The organism is Corynebacterium sp. MSK310 (genome assembly GCF_030227355.1).
Classification (GTDB): Bacteria; Actinomycetota; Actinomycetes; order Mycobacteriales; family Mycobacteriaceae; genus Corynebacterium; species Corynebacterium rhinophilum.
Genome location: NZ_JASPFZ010000011.1, coordinates 50,581 through 76,464, shown reverse-complemented (window position 1 = coordinate 76,464; position 25,884 = coordinate 50,581). Strand labels below are relative to the sequence as shown.

The 25,884-nt window shown below is 59.1% G+C and carries 24 protein-coding genes; 15 read left to right on the top strand and 9 right to left on the bottom strand.

All coding sequences use genetic code 11. The annotated features are described in order from the left end of the window. Window positions 1–17 precede the first annotated feature (17 nt). Window positions 18–1,091: an aa3-type cytochrome oxidase subunit II gene (ctaC, locus tag QP891_RS08905; protein WP_284769489.1), complete on the bottom strand. Its 1,074-nt coding sequence runs from the start codon at window positions 1,089–1,091 to the stop codon at window positions 18–20. A gap of 388 nt (window positions 1,092–1,479) precedes the next feature. Between ctaC and asnB the strand changes: the two genes are divergently transcribed. Further along, window positions 1,480–3,402, top strand: coding sequence for an asparagine synthase (glutamine-hydrolyzing) (gene asnB, locus QP891_RS08900; RefSeq protein ID WP_284769488.1), 1,923 nt, complete (start codon window positions 1,480–1,482; stop codon window positions 3,400–3,402). A gap of 92 nt (window positions 3,403–3,494) precedes the next feature. On the opposite strand, the gene QP891_RS08895 is transcribed toward asnB, so the two are convergent. Continuing rightward, on the bottom strand, window positions 3,495–3,839 hold the full coding sequence (locus QP891_RS08895) for a HesB/IscA family protein (protein ID WP_005283948.1): 345 nt from the start codon (window positions 3,837–3,839) through the stop codon (window positions 3,495–3,497). A 142-nt stretch (window positions 3,840–3,981) separates the two neighbouring features. Between QP891_RS08895 and QP891_RS08890 the strand changes: the two genes are divergently transcribed. Both QP891_RS08890 and QP891_RS08885 read left to right on the top strand, forming a co-directional pair. Beyond that, a complete protein-coding gene (locus tag QP891_RS08890; RefSeq protein WP_284769487.1) occupies window positions 3,982–4,662 on the top strand; it encodes a DUF3043 domain-containing protein in 681 nt (226 codons plus the stop codon). A gap of 12 nt (window positions 4,663–4,674) precedes the next feature. After that, window positions 4,675–5,451: a nicotinate-nucleotide--dimethylbenzimidazole phosphoribosyltransferase gene (locus tag QP891_RS08885; protein ID WP_284769486.1), complete on the top strand. Its 777-nt coding sequence runs from the start codon at window positions 4,675–4,677 to the stop codon at window positions 5,449–5,451. Between the two features lie 45 nt (window positions 5,452–5,496). On the opposite strand, the gene QP891_RS08880 is transcribed toward QP891_RS08885, so the two are convergent. Further along, entirely contained in the window at window positions 5,497–6,591 is a 1,095-nt protein-coding gene (locus QP891_RS08880) for a branched-chain amino acid aminotransferase (RefSeq protein WP_284769485.1), read from the bottom strand. A gap of 105 nt (window positions 6,592–6,696) precedes the next feature. Here QP891_RS08880 and QP891_RS08875 point away from each other — a divergent pair, with 105 nt between their 5' ends. Together QP891_RS08875 and QP891_RS08870 are read left to right on the top strand one after the other, a co-directional pair. After that, complete coding sequence (locus QP891_RS08875; RefSeq protein WP_284817040.1) at window positions 6,697–8,193, top strand: leucyl aminopeptidase; 1,497 nt, start codon at window positions 6,697–6,699, stop codon at window positions 8,191–8,193. A gap of 38 nt (window positions 8,194–8,231) precedes the next feature. Further along, a complete protein-coding gene (locus QP891_RS08870; protein WP_284769483.1) occupies window positions 8,232–8,768 on the top strand; it encodes an isochorismatase family protein in 537 nt (178 codons plus the stop codon). A 5-nt stretch (window positions 8,769–8,773) separates the two neighbouring features. Here the strand turns inward: QP891_RS08870 and QP891_RS08865 are convergent, their stop codons facing one another. Continuing rightward, a complete protein-coding gene (locus QP891_RS08865; protein ID WP_284769482.1) occupies window positions 8,774–9,184 on the bottom strand; it encodes an oxidoreductase in 411 nt (136 codons plus the stop codon). Window positions 9,185–9,309: 125 nt separating this feature from the next. Between QP891_RS08865 and sucB the strand changes: the two genes are divergently transcribed. The 7 genes from sucB (at window position 9,310) to QP891_RS08830 (ending at window position 19,141) form a co-directional block, all read left to right on the top strand. Next, the gene (gene sucB, locus QP891_RS08860; RefSeq protein ID WP_284817038.1) at window positions 9,310–11,472 is read left to right on the top strand and encodes a 2-oxoglutarate dehydrogenase, E2 component, dihydrolipoamide succinyltransferase; all 2,163 of its coding nucleotides are present in this window, start codon (window positions 9,310–9,312) and stop codon (window positions 11,470–11,472) included. Window positions 11,473–11,768: 296 nt separating this feature from the next. Further along, window positions 11,769–14,612 (top strand): aminomethyl-transferring glycine dehydrogenase, encoded by a 2,844-nt coding sequence (gene gcvP, locus QP891_RS08855; RefSeq protein WP_284795965.1) that lies wholly within the window; start codon window positions 11,769–11,771, stop codon window positions 14,610–14,612. A 2-nt stretch (window positions 14,613–14,614) separates the two neighbouring features. After that, the gene (gene gcvT / locus QP891_RS08850) at window positions 14,615–15,727 is read left to right on the top strand and encodes a glycine cleavage system aminomethyltransferase GcvT (protein ID WP_284817036.1); all 1,113 of its coding nucleotides are present in this window, start codon (window positions 14,615–14,617) and stop codon (window positions 15,725–15,727) included. A 45-nt stretch (window positions 15,728–15,772) separates the two neighbouring features. Further along, window positions 15,773–16,165, top strand: coding sequence for a glycine cleavage system protein GcvH (gcvH, locus tag QP891_RS08845; RefSeq protein ID WP_284769478.1), 393 nt, complete (start codon window positions 15,773–15,775; stop codon window positions 16,163–16,165). Between the two features lie 103 nt (window positions 16,166–16,268). Then, complete coding sequence (lipB, locus tag QP891_RS08840) at window positions 16,269–17,072, top strand: lipoyl(octanoyl) transferase LipB (protein ID WP_284795963.1); 804 nt, start codon at window positions 16,269–16,271, stop codon at window positions 17,070–17,072. A gap of 136 nt (window positions 17,073–17,208) precedes the next feature. Beyond that, window positions 17,209–18,273, top strand: a complete 1,065-nt coding sequence (gene lipA, locus QP891_RS08835) for a lipoyl synthase (protein ID WP_023023160.1) — start codon at window positions 17,209–17,211, stop codon at window positions 18,271–18,273. A gap of 82 nt (window positions 18,274–18,355) precedes the next feature. Then, window positions 18,356–19,141 carry a DUF4191 domain-containing protein gene (locus tag QP891_RS08830; RefSeq protein WP_284769476.1) on the top strand — a complete coding sequence of 262 codons (786 nt, stop codon included), beginning with the start codon at window positions 18,356–18,358 and terminating at the stop codon, window positions 19,139–19,141. 144 nt (window positions 19,142–19,285) lie between these two features. Here the strand turns inward: QP891_RS08830 and QP891_RS08825 are convergent, their stop codons facing one another. Beyond that, window positions 19,286–19,759 carry an RDD family protein gene (locus QP891_RS08825; RefSeq protein WP_284782403.1) on the bottom strand — a complete coding sequence of 158 codons (474 nt, stop codon included), beginning with the start codon at window positions 19,757–19,759 and terminating at the stop codon, window positions 19,286–19,288. A gap of 118 nt (window positions 19,760–19,877) precedes the next feature. Between QP891_RS08825 and glnA the strand changes: the two genes are divergently transcribed. From glnA to QP891_RS08810, 3 genes are all read left to right on the top strand, one after another. Next, entirely contained in the window at window positions 19,878–21,311 is a 1,434-nt protein-coding gene (gene glnA, locus QP891_RS08820; protein ID WP_284769474.1) for a type I glutamate--ammonia ligase, read from the top strand. A gap of 231 nt (window positions 21,312–21,542) precedes the next feature. Next, on the top strand, window positions 21,543–22,487 hold the full coding sequence (locus tag QP891_RS08815; RefSeq protein ID WP_284769473.1) for an SLAC1 family transporter: 945 nt from the start codon (window positions 21,543–21,545) through the stop codon (window positions 22,485–22,487). A gap of 30 nt (window positions 22,488–22,517) precedes the next feature. Next, entirely contained in the window at window positions 22,518–22,892 is a 375-nt protein-coding gene (locus tag QP891_RS08810) for a hypothetical protein (RefSeq protein ID WP_284769472.1), read from the top strand. Here QP891_RS08810 and QP891_RS08805 read toward each other — a convergent pair. Genes QP891_RS08805 through thrC form a run of 4 tightly spaced genes read right to left on the bottom strand, consistent with a single transcriptional unit; the run spans window position 22,889 to window position 25,881 of the window. After that, entirely contained in the window at window positions 22,889–23,434 is a 546-nt protein-coding gene (locus QP891_RS08805) for an NUDIX hydrolase (protein WP_284769471.1), read from the bottom strand. The two genes, QP891_RS08810 and QP891_RS08805, sit on opposite strands and share 4 nt — an antisense overlap. Before the next feature lie 30 nt (window positions 23,435–23,464). Further along, window positions 23,465–24,310 carry a trypsin-like serine protease gene (locus QP891_RS08800; protein WP_284796351.1) on the bottom strand — a complete coding sequence of 282 codons (846 nt, stop codon included), beginning with the start codon at window positions 24,308–24,310 and terminating at the stop codon, window positions 23,465–23,467. Beyond that, a complete protein-coding gene (locus tag QP891_RS08795) occupies window positions 24,285–24,431 on the bottom strand; it encodes a hypothetical protein (RefSeq protein ID WP_005278279.1) in 147 nt (48 codons plus the stop codon). The genes QP891_RS08800 and QP891_RS08795 overlap by 26 nt, the downstream gene beginning before the upstream one ends. Before the next feature lie 7 nt (window positions 24,432–24,438). Continuing rightward, complete coding sequence (thrC, locus tag QP891_RS08790; RefSeq protein ID WP_284769469.1) at window positions 24,439–25,881, bottom strand: threonine synthase; 1,443 nt, start codon at window positions 25,879–25,881, stop codon at window positions 24,439–24,441. Window positions 25,882–25,884: the final 3 nt, after the last annotated feature.

Genomic DNA, 25,884 nt, shown 5'->3' with positions numbered 1-25,884 from the left:
TGTAATGTCCTTATCTCTTATGCCGCGGTCTTGACGTAGTTGTCACCATCGGCCGTGTCACGCTCGCCGGAGAACGGGTGGGTGGTAACTGCGTACGGATCCTGGCCAATTTCCTTCAACGCCTCAGCGTTGGTGGCATTCGGGTTCTTCTCGCGGAAGTCCATGTAGGCATTGAAGTCCTCTGGGGAGACAACGCGAATCTCAAAGTTCATCATGGAGTGGTAGGTACCGCACATCTCGGCACAACGGCCAACAAAGGCGCCTTGCTTATCAATCGACTCGACCTGGAAGCTGCGCTCCTGAGCGTTTGATTCAGGGTGTGCATAGACGTCGCGCTTGAACAAGAACTCCGGAACCCAGAATGCGTGAGAAACGTCAGCGGAAGCCAAACGGAACTCGATTGCGGTATCGGAAGGAAGAACCAGAACCGGAACCTCCTCGGTGGAACCTACGGTCTCAATCTTGTTGTAGTTGAGGTAGGAAAGGTCGCCCTTGGACTTACCGTGAATTGGGTTGGGGTTATCCACGCCTTCAGGGTCATGGGCGGTCTTTTCCGCTTCGGCCTGGCGCGCTTCGTCCGCACCGTTGTAGTTCTCACCATTGACGCGGTTCTCGGCGTAGCCGAACTTCCAGTTCCACTGGAATGCAGTGACGTCGACAACCACCTTTGGATCCTTATCCAATGCGGTGACCTTTTGCTGGGTCTGCACCGTGAAGAAGAACAAGGCCATGATGATCAGGATTGGAACGATGGTCAATACCATTTCCAATGGCACGTTGTACTGCGTCTGGCGCGGGAATTCACCCTTGCCATCGCGCTTCGCCTTCTTCGCGCTCCAGCGGAAAATTGCAGTAAGGAATAGGCCCCACATGATGAAGCCAACAATCCAAGCTGCAACCCAGACCCAGATCCAGAAGTTGTACATTGCTTCAGCCTCAGGGGTAATACCCTTTGGCCAACCAAATCCCAGGAGGTTCTCTACAGCAGTTGGCGCCTGAACGTCACAACCAGCCAGGGCGAGACCGCCTAGGGCAAGTGCGCCAGCTACGCCCGCCTTACGGGCGAAGGTGCGCTTATTACGCTGTCCCACGTGTGTTCTGCCTTTCTGTCCACACAAACTTCTCGAATACTCACAGAGCACCCTTACCCAATCAGAATAATGGATAAATACTTGGTTCCCAGCCTTTTTGAAGCTTTAAGGGAGACCCAGCGCGCTCAATTTATATCCACGTTTCAGTAGGTTACCGCCCCACCTGCACAATGTTCCAACCGTACCCCCAGTCCGCGCCTTCACCATGTGCTTTAACTCACAAGGAACTATTCCAGTCATCATCCGAAAGTTCGCACCCTTACGGGGAAGCTTGATTTAAGCTTTTTCGCAGCTTCCTCCAAGCCGTGGCGCTTTCTGGTTTCCACACCACGCACCGTAAAGTAGAACAACGAGCACTAGTCGCTTAATTAAAAGGAGCTATCTTTACATGTGCGGACTTCTTGGCATGCTCGCGGCCACCGGAAACGTGGACAAATATGTCGACGCGCTCGAGCGGTCGCTTCCTTGCATGCACCACCGCGGACCGGATGCAGCCGGTACTTGGCATGATGGCGACGCCGCCTTCGGCTTTAACCGCCTGTCCATTATCGACTTGGAACATTCCCACCAGCCCCTGCGCTGGGGTCCCGAGGATGAACCAGAGCGGTATGCCCTTACCTTTAACGGCGAGATCTACAACTACGTTGAGCTCCGCGAAGAACTCAAGGCCTTGGGCTATACCTTCTATACGGAAGGTGATGGCGAACCCATTGCGGTGGGCTACCACCACTGGGGCAAGGACGTCGTCGAGCACCTGCGCGGAATGTTTGGCATCGTTATTTGGGATACCAAGACCAAGACCATGTTTGCCGCGCGCGACCAATTCGGCATCAAGCCGCTTTACTATGCCACCACGGACGCCGGCACCGTCTTTGCCTCCGAGATGAAGTGCATCCTAGAGATGGCCGAAGACATTGGTCTAGAACTCAACCTTGACCGCCGCGCCATTGAGCACTACGTCGACCTGCAGTACGTACCGGAACCGGAATCCCTACACGCCAATATTCGCCGCGTGGAATCCGGCTGTACGGTCACCTTGAAGCCGGGCGAGGACGTCGTATCCGAGCGCTACTTCAAGCCGCGTTTCCCGGTCCAGCAGGTCCCAGAAGGCGAAGAACAACAGCTCTTTGACCGCATTGCAGAAGCGTTGGAGGATTCCGTCGCCAAGCACATGCGTGCCGATGTCACCGTTGGCTCGTTCCTCTCTGGCGGCATCGACTCCACCGCCATCGCTACCCTGGCCAAACGCCACAACCCGGATCTGCTGACCTTTACTACTGGCTTCGAGCGCGAAGGCTATTCCGAGGTGGACGTGGCCGCGGAATCGGCGGCAGCTATCGGCGTAGAGCACATCGTCAAGATCGTTTCGCCGGAAGAATATGCCGAATCGATCCCAAAGATCATGTGGTACTTAGATAACCCGGTGGCTGATCCTTCCCTCGTGCCGCTTTACTTCGTGGCCCAAGAAGCCCGTAAGCACGTTAAGGTGGTCCTGTCTGGTGAGGGCGCCGACGAGCTCTTCGGTGGCTACACCATCTATAAGGAGCCGCTGTCGCTTGCACCATTCGAGAAGATCCCTTCTCCCCTGCGACAGGGCCTGGGCAAGCTTTCCCGCGTGCTGCCGGAAGGCATGAAGGGCAAGTCCCTGCTCAACCGCGGCTCGATGACCATGGAGGAGCGCTACTACGGCAATGCGCGGTCCTTTAACTTTGAGCAGATGCAGCGCGTTATCCCATGGGCCAAGCGCGAGTGGGATCACCGCGAGGTCACTGCGCCCATCTATGCGCAGTCGGAAGACTTTGACCCGGTAGCCCGCATGCAGCACCTTGACCTATTTACCTGGATGCGCGGTGACATCCTGGTCAAGGCCGATAAGATCAATATGGCCAACTCCTTGGAGCTGCGCGTGCCATTCCTGGATAAAGAAGTATTCAAGGTCGCAGAATCCATTCCGCACGATCTGAAGATTTCCCACGGCACCACCAAGTACGCGCTGCGCAAGGCCATGGAACAGATCGTTCCCGCGCACGTCCTCAACCGCAAGAAGCTGGGCTTTCCCGTACCCATGCGCCACTGGCTGGCCGGCGACGAGCTCTACGGCTGGGCACAGGACACCATCAACGATTCCCAGACGGAGGACATCTTCAATAAGAAGGAAGTTCTGGAGATGCTCAAGGAGCACCGCGATGGCGTCTCCGATCACTCCCGCCGCCTGTGGACCGTGCTGTCCTTTATGATCTGGCACGGCATCTTTGTGGAAAAGCGCATCGACCCGCAGATCGAGCAGCGCGACTACCCAGTCAAGCTTTAGGCCGCATTGGGTAAAGCTCTACACCGAGCCATAAAGACATAAAAATAGGGTGAGTGCCGCGAAGCACTCACCCTCTTTCTTTATCCTTCGGTTTAGTTGAAGGAGTCGCCACACGCGCAGGAGCCGGTAGCGTTCGGGTTATCAATGGTAAATCCCTGGGACTCGATGGTGTCAGCGAAGTCGATCTTGGCACCGGTAAGGTACGGCACGGACATCTTGTCCACGACGAGCTTGATGCCACCTACCTCGTCGACCTTGTCACCATCGAGGCTGCGGTCGTCGAAGTAGAGCTGGTAGCGCAGGCCAGCGCAGCCGCCGGGCTGCACTGCGATGCGCAGGGAGAGATCGTCGCGGCCTTCCTGATCAAGCAGGCCCTTTGCCTTTGCGGCTGCGGCCTCGGTCAGAATGACGCCGGTTTCGGAAACTGGAGCGGTCATCACTTCTCCTCAAATGTGTCTTGGTTGCGTAGCCACTACCCTACCCGCATCTACGAGGAGGGAAAAGGTAGCCCATAGTAATAACAACGCCGTGGGCGGGCCTATTCCCCTCTCGGGAGCGAAACCTTGTAGTCTGATCAGCGTGAAACTTCCGTGGCAAAAAGATGACAAGACCTCCCCTGAACCTGCTCCCGTGCAGGAAGAAGTTCAGGAAGAAACCCACCGCAAGGGGTATACCCCTCCGAAGGGTCGTCCCACGCCAAAGCGCCAGGAACAAGAAATCGCGCGCGGCGTGAAGCGCGATCCACATGGGGTATCCGATGCGCAGCGCTACAAGCGCCGCAAGGAACTCAAAAAGTCCATGAGCAAGGACGAGTGGAAAGAATATAAAAAGCAGGAGCGCAAGGAACGCAACCAACGCAACCGCGAAAGCCAAGAGCGCATGGCTGAAGGCGATCCACGCTTCCTCCCTGCCCGCGATCAGGGCGAAGAGCGCGCCTACGTGCGCGATTGGATCGACGCCCGCCGCACGCTTTCGGAATGGGTCATGCCGATGGCGCTTGCCCTTATCGTCGTGGTCTTCGTGACCTATGCCGCCCCCAGCATCGCCGACCTCATCAATGCGATTGCCATGGTGGTCATCCTCATCTTCGCCATCGACGGCATCTGGCTGGGCCGCCGTGCTAATAATGCTGTGCGCAAGAAGTTCCCCGGTACCACCGCCACCGGCTTTGGCCTGGGATTCTACGCATTTTCCCGCGCCAGCCAGCCCCGCAAGTGGCGCATTCCTCGCCCGCGCGTAGAGCGCGGTGCCGACGTTTAAGGAAGCACGCTCATGGCTGATTCCCCGCAGCTTTACCCCTACGGTCGGCTAAGCGGTGCCGCACAGTGGCTAGCCGCCTGCCAGGATCGCTCCCCCGCTTCCGAGCCACATCGGGTGCGGGCCATCATCTTCGCCGAGGACGGTGACGGGATCCCACAGGCCACGGAGACCGCCGCTCGGCGGGTCGGGGCCAGCATTAAATCCGTCACGGTGACGGATTGCTCCACCGCCTATGACCTAGGCGTGCAGGCAGCGGATGCAGAGATTGATGGCGGTGCGGATCTATTGATTCCTGGCGGCATCGACAGCACGCAGGCTGCCGCGGCCGTCATGGGGGTCATGGCGCAGGAGGAGCCGGTGGTGGTCGTCGGCAAGCAGCCAAGCGTCGAGGCTTGGAAGGCCGAGGTTGCGGCCATTCGCGATGCCATGTTTCGGATGCGCGACCTGACTGGGCGGGAGCTCATCAAGGCCTGCGGCTCCCCCGTATTGGCCGCGCTGGTCGGCTTTATCTCCCAGGCGGCGCGGCGGCGCACACCCTTGCTTGTCGATGCCCCCTTGACCTCCACCGCCGCCGTATGCGCCGCTGCAGACACGCGGATCCACGACTGGATCCTTGCCACCAATATCGCGCCGCAGCCGGCTCACCGGTTGGCCTTAAAAAAGCTGCGGCTGGAGCCCCTGCTCGAGCTGCAGATGGAACCGGTGCCGGCGCTCGGCGCTTTGGCTGCCCTACCCCTTTTATTACTGGGCGTAGAAATCACCGCGGACGCGACGCAGGCAGAGGCCTAACTGCGCGCCGCAGGTCCGCCTCGCGCCGCGTTACACCGCGGCGCGCTAGACCAGAGTGTGCAACCAGCCGTGGGCATCCTCCACGGCGCCGCGCTGGATACTGGTCAGGCGCTCGCGCAAGGCCATGGAGACCTCGCCTGCCTCGTTATTGTTGACGCTGAAATCGGTGTCCTCACCAAGGACGCGCCCTACCGGCGTGATGACGGCGGCGGTGCCGCAGGCAAAGGCCTCGGTCATCTTCCCTGATTCCACATCGCGCTGCCATTCTTCGGCGGTGATGCGTCGCTCGCTGACCCTATAACCCATGTCTTCGGCGACCTGCAACAAGGATTGGCGGGTAATGCCGGGTAGCAGGGAGCCAGAGAGTGCTGGCGTGACGATCTCGGCGTCGCTACCGGTGCCGTAGACGAACATGAGGTTCATCCCGCCCATCTCTTCGATGTACCGGCGTTCGATGGCATCCAGCCAGACCACTTGGTCGCAGCCCTTTTCTTCGGCCTGCGCCTGCGCCAACAAGGAACCGGCGTAATTGCCGGCGAATTTCGCGGCACCGGTTCCGCCCGGCGCAGCGCGAACATAGTCAGTAGACAGCCACACCGAAACCGGCTTAATGCCGCCGCTGAAATACGCACCGGCGGGCGAGGCCAAGAGGATGAATCGATACGCATTAGCCGGGTGAACGCCTAGCGATACCTCGGTAGAAATCATAAAGGGGCGCAGGTAGAGCGATGCTTCCCCGCCTGCTTCCGGTACCCAGCTCTTATCGATGTCCACCAGCTGGCGCAGTGCCTCGATGAATTCTTCTTGGGGTAGCTCGGGCATCGCCAAGCGCTGCGCCGAATTAATAAAGCGTTGCGCGTTTTGATCAGGGCGGAAGGTAACGATGGAATCATCGGGCTGCCGGTAGGCCTTAATGCCCTCAAAAACGGCCTGGCCGTAGTGAAAAACGTTGCTCGCTGGGTCCATCGTCAGCGGGCCATAGGGACGGACCTGCGCATCGTGCCAGCCTTTCTCCGTGGACCAATCAATGGTCACCATGTGGTCCGTAAAGTACTGGCCAAAGCCGGGATTGGCCAGGATTTTGTCTAAATCCGCGGCCGCCGTTGGTTGATTCGTACGGGTAATCGTGTAATCAAGCATGCCCACAATCTACTCCTTTTATCTATAGCTGGGTAGGAATATGTTCACTTTAGCGCGGTATTATGGGCAGAAGTTTCATTAGTACCAATTAAAAAGGAGGACTTTATGTCTCAGCACGCTGGACCCGCACGTGGGGCATTTCCGGAACTTAAGCTAGAAAAGAAGGCCCCGAAGAACGCCCAGGCGCTACTTATCGCCGCATTTAAGGGCGAGGAAGGCATTGAGCTTCCGGGGACCTCGCTGCTCAAGTCAGCCGAGCTGCGGGAAGCGTACGAGTCTTTGATTGCCGTGGGGGCAACCGGTAAGGCCAATGAAGTCACCCGCATCCCCGCCCCCAAGAAGGCGGAGGTCGATTCCGTCATCGCCGTCGGTCTAGGCGATGCCGAGGACCTTGATGCGGAAACCTTGCGCCGCGCCGCCGGCAGCGCCGCACGCTCGATTTCCAAGCTGGAAGAGGTAGCCACGTCCTTGGGTGATTTTGGAATCGCGCCCACGGTAGAAGGCCTCATCTTGGGCGGCTACAAGTTCAAGGGGCTGCGCTCTAAGTCCGGTAAGGATTCTGAACAGCCCGCCGCTTTTACCGTGGTGGCAGAAAAGTCCGTGCGCGAGGAGTTCGAGGCAGCGAAGATCACCGCGGAGTCCGTGGTGATTGCCCGCGATCTGGTCAACACCCCGTCGAACCTGCTGTACCCAGAGTCTTATGCAGACTTCCTTTCCGCTCAGGCTGATGAAGTTGGCCTCGATGTAGAAATCTTGGACGAGAAGGCACTGCAGAAGCAGGGATTTGGCGGAATTACCGCCGTTGGCCGCGGTTCTGCTCGCCCGCCGCGTTTGGTGCGCCTGAGCTGGAACCCGAAGAAGGCGAAAAAGCACGTGGCGCTCGTGGGCAAGGGCATCACCTTCGATACCGGCGGCATTTCCTTAAAGCCGGGGTCTGGCATGTGGGACATGATTTCCGATATGGGCGGTTCCGCCGCCATGGCCGTCTCCATCATCGCTGCGGCCAAGCTCAACCTGCCAGTGAAGATCACCGCTACCCTGCCGCTGGCAGAAAACATGCCGGGCGATAACGCCACCCGCCCAGGCGATGTCATCACCCACTACGGCGGCATTACCTCTGAGGTTCTCAATACCGATGCAGAGGGCCGCCTCGTGCTTGCCGATGCCATTGCGCGCGCCAGCGAGGATAAGCCCGACTTCCTCATCGAAACCGCCACGCTGACCGGCGCCCAGATGGTCGCCCTAGGCGAGCGCACCGCTGGCGTCATGGGTTCGGAAGACTTCCGCGACCGCATGGCGGGCATCGGCCGCGAGGTCGGTGAAAATGCCTGGGCCATGCCGCTATTGGAAGAACACGATGAATCCGTGAAATCCGCCAGCGCCGATATCCGCAATATCAATGCCAAGCGCGAGGGCGGCATGGAATACGCCGGCACCTACTTAAAGCAGTTCGTGGGCGAGGGCATCGAATGGGCACACATCGATGTCGCCGGGCCTTCCTTCAATACCACCGGCGCTTATGGCTATACGCCAAAGATGGGTACGGGCGTTCCCACCCGCACCGTCATCGCTGCCCTCCGCGAGATTGCTGAATCAAAGTAATACCTCACGTAGCCGCCTGGGCATAAAATAGCGGAGTTATGAACACTGCTTTAATCATCGTTGATGTCCAACACGATTTTTGCCCAGGCGGCGCGCTTGGCACCGATCGCGGCAACGAGGTTGCAGAGAAGATCTCTTCTTTGCAGACCGAGTACGACACCGTCGTTGCCACGCAGGACTGGCACATCGATCCGGGTTCCCACTTTGCGGAGAACCCGGATTTTGTCGATTCCTGGCCGGTGCACTGCGTCGCCGATTCCTATGGCGCCCAGATGCACGAGGCGATCGGGCCTGCGCAAGCATATTTCCGCAAGGGTGAATACACCGCCGCGTACTCCGGCTTTGAGGGTGAAGCGGACGGCGTATTGCTGGCGGATTGGCTGCGCGAACACGCTATCGATGCGGTAGACATCGTCGGCATTGCCACGGATCATTGCGTGCAGGCAACCGCGGCGGATGCCCTAAAGGAAGGCTTTTCCGTCCGTGTCCTGAGCGAGTACTGCTCCCCTGTTGATCCAGACCGCGGTGATGCCGCCTTGGCAAAGCTAAGAAAAGCCGGCGCCACCATCGTCTAGGCTTATTAACTTAAGTCTTGCCCCGAATCAGGGTTCTCGCCGCGCTCAAAACGGGCGCGGCGAAGGCGCTGTTCTTCCCTCTTGCGCAAGATACGTTGGCGTTCCATACGCTCGCGCATGCGTTGGGGGTACCCGGTTTCTTCGACATCAAAAACGTCGCACTGCAATAGTTTTCCTACCGCGTCAATCCCCTTCGGCCCGCCGATGCGCCGACGGATAAACTCACCTTTTTCATCCACGACGACCACAGACATTTCATTGACCACGGTCTCAGGCTCGATAAATGCCTCGACAAACGCCTTATCAGCCGCCCACAATTTGAGCTCTTGTTCATCTTCTGGGCGAATAGTTTCTCCCGGACCGCGGGGCGGTCGCAGTGGCGATCGGGACTTATTGCGGCGGAAGAGGTTGAACATAACCCACTAGTTTACCCGCATGGAGGGTATTACTAACCCCACTACTGCACGATGACGGGCATCACGCTGTAAGATTGTGCGGTAGCGATAGAATACTTCCAACTTTTCGAGGAGTCTTAAAACTCATGGCGAACTCCGTTGAGATGCCCGAGCTGGGCGAGTCCGTAACCGAAGGCACCATTACCCAGTGGCTTAAGTCCGTCGGCGACACCGTCGAGGTGGACGAGCCTTTGCTCGAGGTCTCCACCGACAAGGTCGACACCGAAATCCCTTCCCCCGTTGCCGGCACCATTCTTGAAATCAAGGCCGAAGAAGACGACACCATCGAGGTCGGCGAGGTGATCGCCGTCATCGGTGATGAAGACGAAGCTGACTCCTCTTCCTCCTCTGATGATTCTGACGACTCCGACTCCGACGACGACAAGTCTGAGGACAAGGAAGAATCCAAGTCCGAGGATAAGAAGGAAGAAAAGGACGAGAAGAAGTCTGGCTCTAGCTCCAAGGCTTCTGGCGAGGCCACCGATGTGGAAATGCCAGAACTCGGCGAATCCGTCACCGAGGGCACCATTACCCAGTGGCTCAAGTCCGTCGGCGACACCGTCGAGGTAGACGAGCCTTTGCTCGAGGTCTCCACCGACAAGGTCGACACCGAAATCCCTTCCCCCGTTGCCGGCACCCTGGTAGAAATCCTCGCCGAAGAAGACGAAACCATCGAGGTCGGCGAAGCCATCGCCCGCGTCGGCGACGAAAACGCCGCACCATCCTCCGACGACTCCGATGACTCCGACTCCGACGACGACAAGTCTGAGGACAAGGAAGAATCCAAGTCCGAGGATCAGAAGGAAGAAAAGGACGAGAAGAAGTCTGGCTCTAGCTCCAAGGCTTCTGGCGAGGCCACCGATGTGGAGATGCCAGAACTCGGCGAATCCGTCACCGAGGGCACCATTACCCAGTGGCTCAAGTCCGTCGGCGACACCGTCGAGGTAGACGAACCACTGCTCGAGGTCTCCACCGACAAGGTCGACACCGAAATTCCTTCCCCCTTTGCCGGCACCCTGGTAGAAATCCTCGCCGAAGAAGACGAAACCATCGAGGTCGGCGAAGCCATCGCCCGCGTCGGCGACGAAAACGCCGCACCATCCTCCGACGACTCCGATGACTCCGACGACGACAAGTCCGAAGAAAAGGAAGAATCCACGTCCGAGGACAAGCAGGAAGAAAAGGAAGAATCCAAGTCTGACGAGAAGAAGGAAGACGAGTCCGAGCCAGCCAAGGAAGAGAAGAAGGAAGAACCGAAGCAGGATTCTTCCCTGAACACCTCCACCAAGGTCAACAACGGCGATAACGTTCCATACGTCACCCCGTTGGTGCGCAAGTTGGCTGATAAGCACGGCGTGGACCTCAACTCCATTGAGGGCACCGGTGTGGGCGGACGCATCCGCAAGCAGGACGTCCTTTCCGCTGCTGGTGAGGGCGATGCGAAGGCATCCGCAGGCGACGATAAGAAGGCTGCTGACTCCCCACGCGCACGCTGGTCCACCAAGTCTGTGGATCCGGAAAAGCAGGAGCTTATCGGCACCACCCAGAAGGTCAACCGCATCCGCGAAATCACCGCTACCAAGATGGTGGAAGCGCTGCAGATTTCCGCACAGCTTACCCACGTGCAGGAAGTCGATATGACTCCTATCTGGGATATGCGCAAGAAGAACAAGCAGGCGTTCATTGATAAGTACGGCTCCAACTTGTCCTTCCTGCCGTTCATCGTGAAGGCCACCACGGAGGCTTTGGTCTCCCACCCGAACGTGAACGCCTCCTATGACCCAGAGACCAAGGAGATGACCTACCACGAGGATGTCAACGTCGCCATCGCCGTAGACACCCCGAAGGGTCTGCTCACCCCGGTCATCCACAAGGCACAGAACCTGTCCTTACCGGAAATCGCGCAGCAGATTGCGGAGCTGGCTGATAAGGCCCGCAATAACAAGCTGAAGCCGAATGACCTGACCGGTGCCACCTTCACCGTGACCAATATCGGTTCCGAGGGCGCACTGCTCGATACCCCGATCCTGGTTCCGCCACAGGCCGGAATCCTGGGTACCGCGGCTATCCAGAAGCGCGCTGTCGTGGTCAACGAGAATGGCCAGGATGCTATCGCCATCCGCCAGATGTGCTTCCTGCCCTTCACCTATGACCACCAGGTCATCGATGGTGCGGACGCAGGCCGCTTCATCACCACCATCAAGGACCGCCTGGAGACTGCAGACTTTGAGGCTGACCTCGATATCTAAAGCAGTTAGCTAACTGGCATACCTCCCGTTCCTTCCGCGCGAAGGGACGGGAGGTTTTGTCATGCCTGGGGTACCGCGCGGGGGTGTAGCGCGTAAACTTCCGGCAAAAATATCAGACGAATTTTATCCCGGCGCTGCAGGATATATTTCACTAATTAGGAGGTAAGCGGGCTACGACACATTTCCCTCGGTGAGTTGCTGCATAAAAGTTTTTCAAGGGCGCTGTTTTTACCGGTTATTAAACATATACTTAGGGGCGGTTAAGACCATTGCACCCGATGAAGGAGACCTCACAGATGGATTTCATCTCCCGCCACCTAGGGCCGGATTCTGCCGAGCAGGCCACCATGCTCGGCACTGTGGGCTACGACAGCGTGCAGGCGCTTGTCGATGCCGCCATTCCACCCAAGATCCGCGCTACGGAACTTCCCCACTTGCCAGAAGCACTCTCTGAAGACGGGGCACAGGCCGCTTTGCGGGAGTTCGCCGATCAAAACACTGTGCTTAAACCCTTCTATGGCCAGGGATATTCGGACACCCTGACCCCCGCCGTCATCCGCCGCGGCCTGCTTGAGGATGCCGGCTGGTATACCGCGTATACCCCCTACCAGCCTGAGATTTCCCAGGGCCGCTTGGAGGCCTTGCTCAACTTCCAGACCATGATCGAATCCCTGACAGGGCTGCCCATCGCGAATGCTTCCCTGTTGGATGAGGCTTCCGCTACCGCCGAGGCGGTCGGATTGATGTCCCGCGCAGTAAAGAAGGGCCGCCGCGTCGTACTGGACTCCCGCCTGCACCCGCAGGTGCTCACCGTTGCCGCTGAGCGCGCCCGCGCCATTGACCTCGAGGTAGAGATCGTGGACGTGCGCGAGGGCTTGGTGGGCGAAGACCTCATCGGTGCAGTCATCGCCTACACCGGCACCGAAGGAGAGATTTTCGATCCTTCTGCCGTGATTGAAGAGCTGCACACCCGCGGCGCGCTGGCCTCCGTGGTCACTGACCCGCTGTCCCTGCTGCTTCTTGAAGGCCCCGGAAACTTGGGTGCCGATATCGTTTTGGGCTCGTCTCAGCGCTTTGGTGTACCCCTCTTCTTCGGCGGCCCCCACGCTGCCTACATGGCGGTAACGGATAAACTCAAGCGCCAGATGCCGGGCCGCATCGTCGGCGTCTCCAAGGATGCAGATGGCCGCCCGGCCTACCGCTTGGCGCTGCAGACCCGCGAGCAGCACATCCGCCGTGAGCGCGCGACCTCCAATATTTGTACTGCCCAGGCACTTTTGGCCAATGTAGCCTCGATGTACGCCGTCTACCACGGACCGAAGGGGCTGAAGGACATCGCCGAGCGCGTGCACGACTTGGCCTCCTCCTTCGCCCAGTCCATCGTGGATGCCGGCCTGGAAATTACATCGCAGGACTTCTTCGATACCGTCACCGTCAACGGCGTTGACGCGCAGAAGATCAAGGCTGACCTGCAGGATGCAGGCTACTTGGTGCGCGCAATTGGCACCGACAAGGTATCCGTATCCTTCGGCGAATCCGCCACGCAGCGCGATGTCGCACACTTGGCAGAAGCCTTCGGTGCTACCCCGGCTGAGGCCAATTTTGAGCTGCCGGAGAACCTGCAGCGCGCCGAGGAACCGCTGGAGCACGAGATTTTCCACTCCATCCATTCTGAGACCCAGATGCTGCGCTACTTGCGCAAGCTCGCGGACAAGGACTTGGCACTGGACCGCTCCATGATTCCGCTGGGCTCGTGCACCATGAAGCTCAACCCCACCGCGGCCATGGAACCCATCTCCTGGCCAGAATTCGCCGGTATCCACCCATATGCCCCGGAAGAGACCACCACGGGTTGGCGCGCGTTGGTGGAAGAGATCGAAGGCTGGCTCGCCGAGCTTACCGGCTATGCCAAGGTCTCCATCCAGCCCAATGCCGGCTCCCAGGGTGAGTTGGCGGGCTTGCTGGCCATTCGCCGCTACCACGTGGCCAATGGCGATAATGAGCGCGATGTTGTGCTCATCCCGGCCTCCGCACACGGCACCAACGCGGCCTCTGCCACTCTGGCAAACCTGCGCGTCGCCGTGGTCAAGACCGCCGAGGACGGCTCAATTGACGTCGCGGACCTGGAAGAAAAGATCGAAAAGCACGGCAACCACATCGCCGGCATCATGGTCACCTACCCCTCCACCCACGGCGTCTTCGACCCCGAGGTGCGCGATGTTTGCGATAAGGTGCACGCGGTCGGCGGCCAAGTCTACATCGATGGCGCCAATATGAACGCGCTGACCGGTTGGGCTCGTCCGGGCGATTTCGGCGGCGATGTCTCCCACCTCAACCTGCACAAGACCTTCACGATTCCGCACGGTGGCGGCGGCCCGGGCATCGGCCCGGTGGCGGTGGCAGAACACCTCATTCCGTTCTTGCCCAGTGATGCTGCATCCCCTGAGCTTGATGCCACCGCGGAAACCCCTGTTGGCCAGGGCGTTCCCATTACCGGCAGCAAGTACGGCTCCGCCGGTGTCCTGCCTATTTCGTGGGCCTACCTGGCCATGACCGGTGCCGAGGGCCTCGCCGCCGCATCCGGCCGCGCAGTGTTGGGCGCTAACTACCTGGCGGCCTCACTCAACGAGTACTTCCCTGTCCTCTACACCGGCAACGAGGGCTTGGTAGCGCACGAGTGCATCATCGATTTGCGCGAGCTTACCGATGCCTCCGGGGTCACCGCCGCCGATGTGGCCAAGCGCCTCATTGACTTCGGCTTCCACGCCCCCACCCTGGCCTTCCCCGTGGCCGGTACCTTGATGATTGAGCCCACCGAGTCTGAGGACAAGGGCGAGCTGGATCGCTTCATCGAAGCCATGCGCACCATCCGTGCCGAAATCCAGGAGATCATCGACGGTGAGGTGGCCTACGAGAACTCCGTTATCCACCACGCACCGTTTACGGCTGAGTCGGTAGCTACCGATAACTGGGAGTACTCCTTCGGCCGTGACAAGGCCGCGTGGCCGGTCAAATCCCTATTGCATAGCTACAAGTATTTCCCACCGGTTCGCCGCCTCGATGAGGCTTACGGCGACCGCAACCTGGTGTGCAGCTGCCCGCCGCCAGAAGCATTCGAGATCGACGATTCCGAGGAGTAACAATGACCGAACTTCTAACCTCCCCGCTCAATGCCAAGCACGAGGAACTCGGCGCTACCTTCACGGCCTTTGGGCCGTGGAATATGCCGCTGAAGTACAACAGCGAGCTGGAAGAACACCGCGCCGTTCGCAACAGCGCAGGCCTGTTTGATCTCTCCCATATGGGTGAAATCTGGGTCAATGGACCCGACGCCGGCAAGTTCTTGTCCTACTCCTTCATCTCTAACCTAGATTCGCTGAAGGTGGGCAAGGCCAAGTACTCCATGATCACCGCTGAAGACGGCGGCATCATCGATGACCTGATTTCCTATCGCTTCGAGGATGACAAGTTCCTCGTCGTGCCCAACGCCGGCAATGCCGATACCGTCTGGGACGAACTCAATAAGCGCTCCGAGGGCTTCGACGTAGAGCTCAAGAACGAGTCCCGCGACGTTGCCATGTTCGCCGTGCAGGGCCCCAAGGCCGCCGAGATCCTCGTCCCGCTGGTAGAGGACAATAAGCAAGAAGCCGTCTATGAGCTGGGCTACTACGCCGCCACGATGGGCAAGGTGGCACGCACCTTCGCCATCATCGCGCGCACCGGTTATACCGGTGAGGATGGCTTCGAGCTCATCGTCTACAACTCCGATGCCCCGCAGCTGTGGGAAGAATTGCTCAAGGCGGGCGCGGAATACGATATCAAGCCGTGCGGCCTGGCCGCGCGCGATTCCCTGCGCTTGGAGGCCGGCATGCCGCTCTACGGCAACGAGCTCTCCCGCGATATCACCCCGGTAGAGGCGGGCATGTCGCGCGCCTTTGCCAAGAAAGAAGCTGACTTCGTGGGCGCAGACGTCATCCGCAAGCGCGCCGAGGAAGGCCCACAGGTCGTTATCTCCGGGCTCACCTCGGATCAGCGCCGCGCCGCGCGTGCCGGCGCCGAGGTTTATCTCAATGACACCAAGGTCGGCACCGTCACCTCGGGTCAGCCCTCCCCCACTCTTGGCCACCCAGTGGCCATTGCGCTGCTTGATACCAGCGCGGAGCTCGAACCGGGCACCGCGGTGGAGGTAGAAATCCGCGGCAAGCGTTATCCTTTTGAGGTAACCGCGTTGCCGTTCTACAAGCGCGACAAGTAAGCCACCCGCACACCCTAAAATCTCAGCCCGAAAGGACTACACACCATGTCTAACCTGCCCCAAGACTTTTCCTACTCCGAAGACCACGAATGGGTTAACGCCGCGAAGGACGCCGTAGAAGGCAAGACCGTTCGCATCGGCATCACCTCCGTTGCCGCAGACCGCCTAGGCGAGGTCGTCTTCGCCGAACTGCCTGAGGTAGGCGATACCGTCACCGCCGGCGATTCCTGTGGCGAGGTCGAATCCACCAAGTCCGTATCGGACCTGTTCTCCCCAGTCACCGGCACCGTGAAGGCCGTCAACGATGCCGTGCACGATGACTACGCCGTCATCAACAACGACCCCTTCGGTGAAGGCTGGCTCTTCGAGGTCGAGGTGGATGAAGCAGGCGAGCTCATGGAGGCAGAGGAATACGCCTCCGCTAACGGCCTCGACTAAAAGGCGGTTAGTTCGACGCCCTCGAACATAAAATAAGGCGGGAGGATGCCAAGGCATTCTCCCGCTTTGCTTTTTCCTACCAAAGAAGACGACACTAGAGATTATGACTGCACCACGCGATCCTTTCTTTCCCGCTGAACGCTCCATTCGCGCCTCGGATAACCCCCTTGAAATTCGCCACTTGGGCCGCATGGATTATCAAGAGGCATGGGATTATCAGGCGGAGGTGGCAGCGGCGCGCGCGCAGGACGCGCAGGACGATGTGGTCTTAGTGGTCGAACACCCCAATATCTACACCGCGGGCAAGCGCACGCAGCCTGAGGATATGCCGGATAATGATCTGCCGGTTATCACCGTGGACCGCGGCGGGCGCATTACCTGGCATGGCGAGGGGCAGTTGGTGCTCTATCCCATCATCAAGCTGGCGGAGCCTGTCGATGTCGTCGATTATGTCCGCCGCCTCGAGGAGGCCACCATCCAGGCAGTGCGCGAGATGGGCGTGACTACCGCAGGCCGCATCGACGGCCGCTCTGGGGTGTGGGTGCCTTCTACCACCCAGGCTAAAGATCCTTCCGCCTCGCAGCGCGATCGCAAGATTGCGGCGCTGGGAATCCGCATTACCCGCGGGGTTACCATGCACGGCCTGGCGCTCAACTGCAGCAATACGCTGGAGTATTACGAGCACATCGTGGCCTGTGGCATCGATGATGCAGATATCACGACGCTTTCGCTGGAACTGGGACGCGAGGTCACAATGGAAGAAGCCTCGCAGCCGCTTTTGCGGGCACTTGATGATGCCCTCTCGGGCCGCCTCATCGTCGCCGATCACAGTTTCGGTTCCGCGCCTGATCCCACGAAGCTTGCGAATGAGAAGGCGCGGGAGCGGCGTCGGCAAGCGCGGGCTTAAGCTCCGTGGCCCTAGTTTGGGGCTAGCGTGGAATAGTTGCGCGCCCGCGCGCCTTGTACCAAGAAGAGCTATTAGCCATCACCATCTTTGATCGATAAAGTGAGTATTTGTGACTGTAAAGCCTGAAGGACGCAAGATGCTCCGCATTGAGAAGAAAAATGCGGAGTCGCCCATCGAACAAAAGCCGCGGTGGATCCGCAACCAGGTTCGCACCGGACCGGGCTATGAGGACATGAAGTCCCGCGTGGCCGGCGCCTCCCTGCACACCGTCTGTCAAGAAGCCGGTTGTCCGAATATCCACGAATGCTGGGAATCCCGCGAGGCAACCTTCCTCATCGGCGGCGATAAGTGCACCCGTCGTTGCGACTTCTGCGATATCGCTACCGGCAAGCCGGAGCCGCTTGACCGCGACGAACCGCGCCGCGTGGCCGAAAACATCCAGGAAATGGACCTCAACTACACCACCATTACCGGTGTGACCCGCGATGACCTCCCAGATGAGGGCGCGTGGCTGTATGCGGAAATCGTGCGTAAGATCCACGAGCTCAACCCACACACCGGCGTAGAGAACCTCACCCCGGATTTCTCTGGCAAGCCGGATCTGCTCGAAGAGGTCTTCGAGGCACAACCGGAGGTATTCGCTCACAACCTGGAGACCGTGCCGCGCATCTTCAAACGCATCCGCCCGGCCTTCCGCTACGAGCGCTCCCTCGATGTCATCCGCCAAGCCCACGACTACGGCCTTATTACCAAGTCCAACCTGATTTTGGGCATGGGCGAGACCGAGGACGAGGTCGAAGAAGCATTGCGCGACCTGCGCGAGGCTGGCTGTGACATCATCACCATCACCCAGTACCTGCGCCCCGGCCCGCGCTTCCACCCCATCGAGCGCTGGGTGCGCCCGGAGGAATTCGTGGCCCACTCCAAGCTGGCCAAGGAGCTGGGCTTCGGCGGCGTCATGTCCGGCCCGCTGGTTCGCTCCTCCTACCGCGCCGGCCGCCTGTACGTGCAGGCCATGGAAAAGCGCGGCCTGGAATTGCCGGAGAATCTCAAGCACCTGAAGGAGACCTCCCAGGGTGCTACCGCCCAGGAGGCATCCACTTTGCTGGATAAGTACGGTCCTTCGGAAGAAACCCCGGTGACCACCCGCATGGCCAAAACTCCGGCCAATGCTAATTCGGTCGCGGCAACCGTGCGCTAAACCCTCGGAGTTTTCTTACTCGGCCCTCGCCATCTGCGGGGCCGTTTAACATTTTTGTCACCTGACCTTTAAAGTAGGAACCATGGCGAAAGATGACAAAGCAGCCCTGAAAGCTGCCAAGAAGCAAGAACGCGCGGCCAAGCGCCAAAAGCGTAAGCAAACCTGGTCACAGTTGTGGCAGGCATTCAATTTGCAGCGCAAGCAGGATAAGGCGCTCATTCCTATCATGCTGGCCGCCTTCCTCGGCGTCGGCCTATTGTTCTTCCTCATTGGCACGCTCTTTAATGGCCAGTGGTTCATGCTGATTATCGGCTTGGGATTGGGCGCGCTTTTGGCGATGTTCCTGTTTACCCGCCGCCTAGAACGCGATATGTACAAGCGCGTCGAAGACCAGCCCGGCGCCGCCGGTTGGGCCTTGGAGCAGCAGCTGCGCAATACCGTCGGCATCGTGTGGTCCGTAAAGTCCGGCATCGCCGCCACCCGCCAGCAGGATCTTATTCACAGGGTCATCGGCAATGCGGGCGTCATCTTCGTGTGCGAAGGCAATAAGAACCGCCTTCGCCCCACCCTGAACCAGCTGAAAAAGCGCGTGGACAAGATTGCCGGTGGCGTGCCGGTCTATGAGGTCTACGTCGGCAACGGCGAGGACGAGGTGCCGGTTTCCAAGCTGCGCAACCACCTCATGAAGCTGCCGCGCAACTACAATAAGAACGCCACCTACGACAATATCCGCCGCATTGAGGCCATGGACTCCATGCCGGGAACGATGCCGGGTATGCCCAAGGGCCCAATGCCGCAGCAGGCACAGAACATGTCGGGCATGAACCGCCGCATGCGCCGCGCGCAACAGCGCAAGGGAAAGGGCTAAATACTGCTTTAGCCACTCGCCCCGGCTAGGCTTTCGGCTCTCGCCTTGCTCTAAAGCACAAACGGTCCCTGCAACCACCCGATTGGGAAAGGTTGCAGGGACCGTCGTAGTTTTACGGTGCGCGGGACTTATCCCCGCGCGCCGCTAAGAGTTAATGACGATGGTGCCGGTTGCTCGGTCGTGCATGCCGCGGCCGTCCGCGTCCACCATGGCGGCGGGGAAGATTACACCGGTAAGCAGCGTGCGCACTGCCGCGCGCCAGAAACCCACCTGCGCGCCCGGCACATCCAGGCGGGCCACGCCCATGCCGAGGATGAGCATGCCCGGGGTGCGTGCAAATAGCCAGCCACATACGATGCCCATTAATGCCCAGAGGGCGTAGCCCAAGAAGGATACGCCGCCGAGCTGCGTGGTGAACATGAGGATGAGATTGGCCAGCAGCATGCAGATGATCCAGTCAATGGCTACGGCGCCTGCGCGGCGGCCGACCGACGCCATGGACCCAGGTCCGGATTCCGGCAAGCCCAAGTGTTCACCGGGCCACCGGCCGGGGGTTCCTGCATCGTCATATTCGCCCGGAATATTGGGCCCATCGAGCCACGTGCGCTTGTCTGCCATACTCACCAATTTAGTTGCCCCTCTCCCAGAAGTGAAACGAGGCCAATGGCCATGCCGGATGGATAAAACTAGTAGGCTATAGGCAGATAATTCATCGGCCAACAAACAGGAGGCAATCTTGTCTTTCGAGACAGTGCAGGACATCGTCCAATTTATTCAGGATGAGGACGTAAAGTTCGTGGATGTCCGCTTTACGGACGTCCCCGGCACCGAGCACCACTTTTCCATCCCTGCCAGCGAATTTACTGAAGAAGAAGCAGAAAATGGTTTGGCCTTTGATGGTTCTTCCATTCGTGGTTTTACCACCATCGAAGAATCCGATATGACGCTGCTGCCGGATCCGGCCACAGCGCATATCGATCCCTTCCGTTCGGCGAAGACCCTGAATATCAAGTTCTTCGTCCACGATCCCTTTACCTTTGAGCCTTTTACCCGTGACTCGCGCAATATTGCCCGCAAGGCCGAGGAATACTTGCAGTCCACCGGCATCGCCGATACCTGTAACTTTGGCGCCGAGGCCGAGTTCTACCTCTTCGATTCCGTGCGCTATGGCACCGATATGCAGCACGGCTTCTTTGAGGTGGACTCCGATGAAGGCTGGTGGAACCGCGATAACGAGACCAACTTGGACGGCACTCCCAATACCGGTTACAAGACCCGCGTGAAGGGCGGCTACTTCCCTACCCCGCCGTACGATAAGCACAGCGAGGTCCGCGATGACATCGTGGCCAACCTGCAAGAGGTCGGCTTCCAGATCGAGCGCTTCCACCACGAGGTGGGCGCGGCCCAAAACGAGATCAACTACCGCTTCAACTCCCTGCTGCACGCCGGCGATGACATCCAGACCTTCAAATACGTGGTCAAGCGCACCGCCCAGGAGTGGGGCAAGGCCGCGACCTTCATGCCAAAGCCACTGGCTGGCGATAATGGTTCCGGCATGCACGCCCACATGTCCCTGTGGAAGGACGGCGAGCCCCTTTTCCACGATGAGGCTGGTTACGCAGGGCTTTCCGATATCGCCCGCTACTTCATCGGCGGCATCCTGCACCACGCAGGCGCCGTGCTCGCCTTTACCAACCCAACGCTGAACTCCTACCACCGCCTGGTTCCGGGCTTTGAGGCGCCGATCAACCTGGTGTACTCCCAGCGCAACCGTTCGGCTGCGATCCGCATTCCAATTACCGGTTCCAACCCAAAGGCTAAGCGCATCGAGTTCCGCGCACCGGACCCATCCAGCAACCCATACCTGGCCTTTGCTGCCATGATGATGGCCGGTGTGGATGGTGTGAAGAACCGCATCGAGCCGCACGCCCCGGTGGATAAGGACCTCTATGAGCTGCCGCCGGCAGAGGCTGAATCCATCCCGCAGGCACCGACCTCCCTGGAGGCTTCCTTGGAGGCGCTGAAGGAAGACATGGACTTCCTGACCGAGGGCGATGTCTTCACCGAGGATCTCCTCGAGACCTACATCAACTACAAGTACGAAAACGAGATCAACCCCGCGCGCCTGCGTCCCACCCCGCAGGAGTTCGAGCTCTACTTCGACTGCTAAGGCGTCGCTAGTTCTCAGCTAGTTTCTCCTACAAGGCAGCCACCTAAACAATGCTTAGGTGGCTGCTTTCTTTTTGCTTGCATCGGCACAGGTAAGCGTGCCCGAGAGTTTCGTCATACCCGCCGCCCACTTTGACAGTGGCCGCTCCCCAGCGCACACATGAGGGTTTTTACTAGGCAAAAAGTGGCGCAGTCTAAGTAAGAAGCTCTGGATGAAACTAGAATCTGGGTAGTGACTGATAAATTCCGCCACCTTCCCCCGCCTGGTCCGGCTTGGGCCGGCAGCCTTATGGGTACTTCCATTGTCTCGCGCATGTTGGTTGAAGAAGACATGTTTGTTGCCGCTGGTGTATTTGCTGCACTTGCGTGCGCTATCTTCGTTGTTTTGACCGCCGGTTACACCCGCTACCGCAGTCCTCGGTTTGAGCGGACCACCATGGCGGAGTGGTCTATGTTTTTCATCGGCGTCCTCGCGCTTGGGGCGGCATTATCCGGTTTGACGGGCATTGGAATATTCCGCCTCGTCGGCTTTTGGGTGGGTGGTCCCGTCACCGTCATCACGTGGGGAATTCAGCTCACTCGCTTCGATGGAGAGCCGCGCTTTACCTGGGGTCTCCCTTTGGTTGGGCCGATGATTTCGGCATCGGTGGCTGGGTGGCTTGCCCTTGATTACGGGCAGACCTACCACATCATGGGCACCGTGCTCTTCGCTATGTCTTTGCTGACGGCAGTCCCGGTATTTGCCTACGTCTACTGGGCAGCCTGGCACGGCAAGGTGGATTTTAGTGGTGGAAAATCCGCCACCGCCTGGGTGCCACTGGGCGTGGTTGGGCAATCTACCACCGCAATGCAGATCCTCTACCCCGGCAGTGTCTCCGTGTACTACGGGCTTATTGCCCTAGCTATTGCCATCCCGCTATCGCTTTATGCGATGGTGACCTTTTATCCGCAAGCAGCCCGCTGGGTCTCCTATTCCCCTGCGTGGTGGGCGTGCACCTTCCCGCCTGGCACCGTGAGCATGGGCGGGCATCAAACGGCATTGGTCAATGGCTCGGAGTGGCTTGACGTTGTCGCGCTGAGCATTCCCTTGCTCCTTATTGCGCACTGGTGCCTGTGCTCAGCGCGGTTCTTAGGCTGGCTCTGGGAAGGCCGCACGCGCAAAGAACTGTCTCACTAAGGGATGTCTTCCCTCGTCTATCATCGGGCCATGAGCTCTTCGCCTATTACCTTCATCGCCTGGGATGCTGCGGACCTTGCTGGAGTGCGGGAGGTGCTCGCCGGCTTGCGGCGCGACGGGGTCTTCTTGTACCGAGCAGGCCTAACGCTTGAAACCTCCTGGCTTGGCGATGCCGCCCAGGATTTCTATGGCACCGCCTGGGAATGGGGTCTAGAAGATAGCGAGCTATTTTTTGAGCTGGCGCGCCGCGGCAAGCTGCTGATGACGATCGATGCCACGGTCATATGCTGCGGATCCGATAAAGACGCGGCGGAGGCTCAGGAGTGTATCGCCCAAGAGTTGGTTGTAGCGAGCAGCGCCGAGGAGCTACGACACCTGCTTATTGACACGCAGGAGACGCGCTAGAGCCCGGGCTGCTCGCTGCGCTTCATCCAGCCCATGCGGGGAGAAAAGCCTTGCGGGTGCTTGAGATGCGCCACGGCATCCGCGATCATCAGGCGATGGCGGCGCGACAAGCTATCCGGAAGGTGGGCCACCGAGAACCACTGCGCTTCAGTATTTTCTTCATCGCTGATGACGGGCTCAGCACCGTCGGCAACAGACAGGCGCAGCGCAGTTCCCATGAACATGCATTCATCGCCATTGGGATAGGTCACTGGGCCGGATTGGCCAACGCCGAGGAGCGCTTCCACCTTGGCATCGAGGCCTACCTCTTCCTTGACCTCGCGCAAGGCGGTGGTCGTAATCTCCTCGCCCGGCTCACAGATACCTTCAACCGGGGTCCACACGGCATTATCGGCGCGCTTGACTAGCAGTACGGACGGCACCTCCCATAGGGCCGCACCGGTGGGGACATCGCGGAGAATGATGGCGCTGCACGCCGGGACGAAGATCTGATCGTGTCCGATGGATTCGCGCAGCTTCACAATATAATCAGGCGTTGGCATACCACCTAGCGTAGCCAATCTTGGCTGGTCTTATGCCACGGGGCCGAGGACCTTCAGCGCCAGTTCCTGGATATCCGGTGCGGTGGTAAAGGCCACGTCGATGTTTTGTTGCGTGTCTTCACAGCTATGCCCCTCGTCCAAGGGCTCGGTAATTCCAGAGACCAGTCCCACGATGGTCTGCCGGCCATCCACATCGCCGTAGACAGGCCCGCCGGAATCCCCGACGGCGCTGCACATCTCCGCCAAGGCGGCGTTGGAATCGTGTTCTAGGCCTTGATAGTTCAGCTGTGTGGAATCCACCGAGTTTTTCAGGTTCCCACAGGTCACAATGGTGGAACTGCCTAGCTTGCACACCGCATCCGGCAATTTGTCTAGCTGCGTCGCCACGGTGGTGGCTACCTCGCCTGGGGTGAAGTACTGCGCATCGCGGTACAGCTCGATAAAGGCAACGTCTAAGTGATTGGTCTCCTTGGCAAAGAAATCCGAGTAAATTACCTCGCCTACTGGATCGGCTGGGTAGGCAAAGTCACCCTCTTGGGTTCCGGCCCAGACCTTATCGCCAGGTTTGCCGCAATGGGAGGCTGTCACGGCGATGGTGCGGCCATCGGCAAGCGCGAAAGACCACGCCGCGGTGCAGGACTGGAAGTTAAAGTACTCGCCCGGCTGCGGGTCACTCGTGGTTAAATTCAGCGCGGCGCCTGGAGGTACCGGCACCACCGCGGGCTCATAAAATTCATTCGGCGGTGCCGGCGGTGGTGTGTCTGTGGATTGCGCAACCACTTCATCCGGCTGCTGGGCAGCATCGGTGCTACACGATGCCACCGCGAACAGCCCTGCTGCTGCCAGCAGGCTACTGGCTATCCGTACCCGCGTCACCTGCAGAGTCCTTGTCCTGTTCTTCCTTATCCGCCTCTGCTTGTGCTTTTAAATCGCGGATGAATTTTTCCGGATCGAATTCGGTATAGTGCTCCGGTCCAGCGAAGTTTTCTAATGCCATGTGGTGGCTACACCTCCGTGTTCTTGATGCTCGAGGTAATAAAGTCCTTGACCGCTGCAGCATCGTTGGGCAGATCCGCCACGTGGCGCTCCGCGCTCAGGATGTCAGCAAAACGCTCGGGTGGCTGCGGTGCGCTCCCGATGGCCTCGGTGATGGTTTCGCTGAATTTTACCGGCAGTGCCGTCTCTAAGCAGACGATGGGCGTCGTCACGCCCTCTTTTTGGGCCGCACGCGCGACCTTGATGCCATCGGCCGTGTGCGGATCCGCCAGGTAACCATAGCGTTCGTTCACGTCCTTGATGGTGGCAAGGCGGTCATCATGGGTGGAGGAACCGGACAAGAAACCGTAGTCTTCACGCGCGGCCGTAATGAGGTCTTCTTCAAGGTTAAACCCGCCTTCTTTGACCTTAGTGCCAAAGAGATCCGCAACGCGGGCAGCATCGCGGCCTAAAAGATCGAAGGCAAAGCGCTCGAAATTGGAGGCGCGGGAAATATCCATAGACGGCGATGAGGTGGCCATGGTTTCCGCAGCTGGGCGCGGGCGGTAGTTGCCGGTGCGGAAGAACTCATCCAAAACGTCATTCTCATTCGTCGCCACGATGAGGCGATCGATGGGAAGGCCCATGCTGCGCGCGATATGCCCGGCGCAAATATCGCCGAAGTTACCGGTAGGAACGCTAAAGGATACCTTTTGCTCGTTATTATCGGTGACCTTGATCCAACAGGAAATATAGTAAACCACCTGGGCCAGCAGGCGCGCCCAGTTAATGGAGTTGACCGCACCGATGCGGTAGTTGGCCTTAAACTCCGCATCACTGGAGACGGCTTTTACCACGTCCTGGCAATCATCAAAGACACCGTCGAGGGCGATATTGAAGATATTCGGATCATCCAAGCCAAACATTTGCGCCTGTTGGAAGGCGGTCATGCGCCCGGCTGGAGTCAACATGAAAACGCGGATGCCATCGCGCCCGCGCATGGCGTACTCGGCGGAAGAACCGGTATCGCCAGAGGTAGCGCCCAAAATATTCAGCGTCTCCCCGCGGCGGGCGAGCACGTATTCAAAAAGCTCGCCCAAAAGCTGCATGGCCATGTCTTTAAATGCAGCGGTGGGACCCTCGGATAGGTGACCGATAAAGAGGTCATCGCCAAGCTCGGTGACCGGGACGATCTCAGGGGAGGCAAACTTCGGGCTGGTATATGCTCGGGCGGCGATTTTATCCAGATCTTCCGCTGGAATATCATCGATAAACAGCTTGATGACCTCGGCCGCAAGGGCGGCATAGCCGTTGGTTTTAGCCACTTCACGCCACGCATCCAGCGTGGCAGAGTCCAGTTGCGGGTAGGTTTCAGGCAGGTATAGGCCACCATCGGGCGCGAGCCCTCCTAAAAGGATATCCGTAAAGGATGCGGGCTGGCCGGTGGTATCACGGGTCGAAATATACTTCACAAG

What these genes read in the sequence shown, in the direction of transcription:
- asnB (WP_284769488.1), top strand. Translation starts at nt 1,480, where the DNA reads ATGTGCGGACTTCTTGGCATGCTCGCGGCCACCGGAAACGTGGACAAA.
- QP891_RS08895 (WP_005283948.1), bottom strand. Translation starts at nt 3,839, where the DNA reads ATGACCGCTCCAGTTTCCGAAACCGGCGTCATTCTGACCGAGGCCGCA.
- QP891_RS08885 (WP_284769486.1), top strand. Translation starts at nt 4,675, where the DNA reads ATGGCTGATTCCCCGCAGCTTTACCCCTACGGTCGGCTAAGCGGTGCC.
- QP891_RS08880 (WP_284769485.1), bottom strand. Translation starts at nt 6,591, where the DNA reads ATGCTTGATTACACGATTACCCGTACGAATCAACCAACGGCGGCCGCG.
- QP891_RS08875 (WP_284817040.1), top strand. Translation starts at nt 6,697, where the DNA reads ATGTCTCAGCACGCTGGACCCGCACGTGGGGCATTTCCGGAACTTAAG.
- QP891_RS08870 (WP_284769483.1), top strand. Translation starts at nt 8,232, where the DNA reads ATGAACACTGCTTTAATCATCGTTGATGTCCAACACGATTTTTGCCCA.
- QP891_RS08865 (WP_284769482.1), bottom strand. Translation starts at nt 9,184, where the DNA reads ATGTTCAACCTCTTCCGCCGCAATAAGTCCCGATCGCCACTGCGACCG.
- sucB (WP_284817038.1), top strand. Translation starts at nt 9,310, where the DNA reads ATGGCGAACTCCGTTGAGATGCCCGAGCTGGGCGAGTCCGTAACCGAA.
- gcvP (WP_284795965.1), top strand. Translation starts at nt 11,769, where the DNA reads ATGGATTTCATCTCCCGCCACCTAGGGCCGGATTCTGCCGAGCAGGCC.
- gcvT (WP_284817036.1), top strand. Translation starts at nt 14,615, where the DNA reads ATGACCGAACTTCTAACCTCCCCGCTCAATGCCAAGCACGAGGAACTC.
- gcvH (WP_284769478.1), top strand. Translation starts at nt 15,773, where the DNA reads ATGTCTAACCTGCCCCAAGACTTTTCCTACTCCGAAGACCACGAATGG.
- lipB (WP_284795963.1), top strand. Translation starts at nt 16,269, where the DNA reads ATGACTGCACCACGCGATCCTTTCTTTCCCGCTGAACGCTCCATTCGC.
- lipA (WP_023023160.1), top strand. Translation starts at nt 17,209, where the DNA reads ATGCTCCGCATTGAGAAGAAAAATGCGGAGTCGCCCATCGAACAAAAG.
- QP891_RS08830 (WP_284769476.1), top strand. Translation starts at nt 18,356, where the DNA reads ATGGCGAAAGATGACAAAGCAGCCCTGAAAGCTGCCAAGAAGCAAGAA.
- QP891_RS08825 (WP_284782403.1), bottom strand. Translation starts at nt 19,759, where the DNA reads ATGGCAGACAAGCGCACGTGGCTCGATGGGCCCAATATTCCGGGCGAA.
- QP891_RS08810 (WP_284769472.1), top strand. Translation starts at nt 22,518, where the DNA reads ATGAGCTCTTCGCCTATTACCTTCATCGCCTGGGATGCTGCGGACCTT.
- QP891_RS08805 (WP_284769471.1), bottom strand. Translation starts at nt 23,434, where the DNA reads ATGCCAACGCCTGATTATATTGTGAAGCTGCGCGAATCCATCGGACAC.
- QP891_RS08795 (WP_005278279.1), bottom strand. Translation starts at nt 24,431, where the DNA reads ATGGCATTAGAAAACTTCGCTGGACCGGAGCACTATACCGAATTCGAT.